This window comes from Acidobacteriota bacterium (assembly GCA_003225175.1).
GTDB lineage: Bacteria > Acidobacteriota > Terriglobia > Terriglobales > Acidobacteriaceae > Gp1-AA112.
In genome coordinates, this window is the sequence record QIBA01000177.1 from 1 (window position 1) to 2953 (window position 2953).

Below are 2953 nucleotides of genomic sequence, written 5' to 3' on the forward strand. Positions count from 1 at the left end.
CAGGAGAGTCTTTGCTGAAATACCGATTGTCTTGGGCCGTCTCGCTAGCGGCCGCAATCTCCTTTTCGCCGGCGCATTCGGACGCGCAGAGCTATAGTCGCTTCGAAGTGGGTATGCAAACCACAATGCTCCGAGAGGCGGGTGACACGAGCGGATGCGGGGGCTGTGAGACTGCTCATTGGACCACCGGCCCGGAGATCACTATTAACCTAAATCAGTACTTCGCCCTAAATGGAACTGCGAACTTTTTTCCCGGTTATACAGAAAGAAGTTCTGACACTTTCGGTGGACATTTGACTCAAGTACTCGCAGGTGTAAAAGCAAGTATCCGCAGCAAGCGGTTTACATTATTCATAAAGGCAAGGCCAGGATTTCTGAGCTGGGATCATACCGTGACCGGAGTGCAGTTTCTAAATGGTCCAGGTGTTTCCACGCCCTTTATATTTTCGTTCGGCCGAAAAACGTTTTTTGCGGTAAATATCGCGGGAGGAGGTGAGTACATGTTGAGTCGCAAAGTGGGTATTAGTGTTGAGATGGGAGACTCAATCGTGAGATATACGAACAATACCGGAATTGGATCATTTAAGAATGACTTTCAATTTAGCACGGGGCTTTACTATCATTGCTGTGAGCTCAAAGCGATCGAGCGGAAAGCCGGATCCTCACACAAATTCTTAGATAAGACAAACATTGGGCTACTGGCAGCGGGTTTGCTCGCCCATACTGCCGACGCGATCACAACGCAACATTCGCAAGCCAGATGCAGACGTACTAACCCCTCCCCAGATAGTCCTTTCTCGGGTTGCGCAAGTCAGGAGGGTAATTTTCTTGCGCGGCCCTTTGTAACTCATGGTTGGGGCGGCCAAATTGCCTTTACGGGGATCGTGTACTCAGCAGAGATCGCGTTGATGTATGGTATCCATCGTATGGGTTTTCACAAAATCGAGCGAACTGTGCCAATTGCTCAGGCGTTGGCAAACAGTTTAGGTGCTTACCATAACGTGAACTAGACCGCACATTGCACAATGACTGGAAGACGACTTCACCGAATCTTGTTGGGTGTCGCTCTTGCTCTGTGGACCGCGGCTGCTGGGGCAACAACACAGAAGTGCGATCTCATTTACTACACAAAACGGTTTATTTCGAAAGGTAAAAGCATACGGGCCGAAATAGTTCGGCCGAGTTACGGAACTCATCCCGCGGTTCTATTCATTCATGGAACTGGTGGTCTGCTGACACGCGCAGCTTTAGAACGCCGCTCTGTTCCTCCCGTTGATGAAAATTTCGGCGAATACGAACTAGCATGTCGCGGTTATGTAGTCATCCTAATTCATTATTTCGATGCAACTGAGATGGTGAATGTTGAGGACGTAAGCGTCATTCACCGGAATGCCAGGATATGGCTGTCCACGCTTCAGCTGGGACTAGCAATGACTATGCGATTACCGCACGTAAAGCGGGCTTCAAAGATTGGGATAATTGGTGAGTCTTTGGGTGGATATATAGGCTTGGCCTTGGCAACTGAGGACCAAAGGATAGGAGCTGTCGTTATTGCCGCAGCAGGAATACCCGATGTCTGTTTCCAACATCCCGAGCGTTTGCCGCCAGTGCTAGTCTTGCATGGCGAAGAAGACTCCGTCGTCCCGACGGCCGAAGCTTACAAGTTGACTGCGACGTTGCGCAAATTTCACGTTCGTCATCAATTGCGAATCTTGCGGCGGGCGCATCACGCGCTGCTTATGGAACGCCGTTCCGAGTGCATTGAGCTCTCTTGCATGTTTTTGTCGCGATATATGTCGCAAAGGGTCAGGGGGATGGGTGGCCCATTCTGAAAACATGGGGACAGACGTGAAAACATGGGGACAGGAAGCTGGGTTCTATAAAAGGCGATGTCAAGAGCCGGGTGCCCCAGCCTTTGATGTTGTTTTCCCATAATGAACCCCATGAAGTGGGTGCCCCGTCCTCCGCGATTTTCGGAGGGCGGGTAGCGAGGATGTGAGAAACTTTTGGGTTGAAGTTCTATTTGTATAATGCTGGGCCATGCCCAGAGGCCTGATCCGCATTTACGGCGGCGGGAATTTGCATTTCATCACTACGAGCTGCTATCGGCGCGAGCCGCTGTTGGGGAGTGCCCGGGCGCGCGACGTATTTCTCCAGATCTTCGAACAGGTGCGTAGGAGTTACGGCTTCGAAGTGATCGGATTCGGAGTTATACCTGAGCACATTCACATCCTGATCAGCGAGCCGAAACGCAAAACGATTCCCATTGTGATGCAGGTTCTGAAACAGCGTGTGGCTGTGCGACTGCTGCGCAGGCGCCGATCCAGTTCCCAGCGCGAGCTTTGGGAAGCGCCTCGTCTGCACTTTTGGCAGCCGCTCTCTTATGATTTCAATGTGTACTCGGACCGGAAAGTCACCGAGAAGCTGCGCTACCTGCATCGAAATCCTGTGAAGCGAGGATTGGTGTCCTCGCCTGAGCTGTGGAGGTGGGGTAGTTATCGGGCGTTTGCATTAGGTGAGCAAGGAGTGGTGAAACTGAACTGGCAGCCAGAGCGCAAGAAGCGAAAGGCAAAGCCAACTCGGGAAGGCGAAGCTCCCGGCAGCCTCGCAGCCCATCCTTCGAAAATCGCGAAGGATGGGGCACCCCCATTCTCGGCCCGTCAGCGAAAACCAAAATGAACATGGGACACCCCGGCTTCTGAGAAGGCTAGGTCAAACGGAATTCGAGCGATCGTCTCCATCTACAGGGAATCCCCGCCCAAAGCAGTCAAGATTCTGAAGAAAGCGGCTCAAGACGCGAAGGACCCGGAGGCAAAGCAGTTAGAGTCTTCTGCGAGGGACGCCGTGGTCTTCTGCCCTGAAAAGTGGCGCTCTCAGTGCGAAGGCGAAGCAAGATAAAACCAACGCTCAATGAAACAATATCTACATGCGATTAACTACCGATGCAAAACTG

At 51.9% G+C, this 2953-nt stretch carries 3 protein-coding genes; all 3 read left to right on the forward strand.

Going from position 1 to position 2953, the window contains the following annotated elements; genetic code table 11:
• Positions 1 to 1010 (forward strand): hypothetical protein (locus DMG62_24225; protein PYY19835.1); only part of this gene is annotated, 1010 nt, incomplete at its 5' end.
• Between the two features lie 15 nt (positions 1011 to 1025).
• Positions 1026 to 1832: a hypothetical protein gene (locus DMG62_24230; GenBank protein PYY19836.1), complete on the forward strand. Its 807-nt coding sequence runs from the start codon at positions 1026 to 1028 to the stop codon at positions 1830 to 1832.
• A gap of 208 nt (positions 1833 to 2040) precedes the next feature.
• Positions 2041 to 2679, forward strand: coding sequence for a transposase (locus DMG62_24235; GenBank protein PYY19837.1), 639 nt, complete (start codon positions 2041 to 2043; stop codon positions 2677 to 2679).
• Positions 2680 to 2953: the final 274 nt, after the last annotated feature.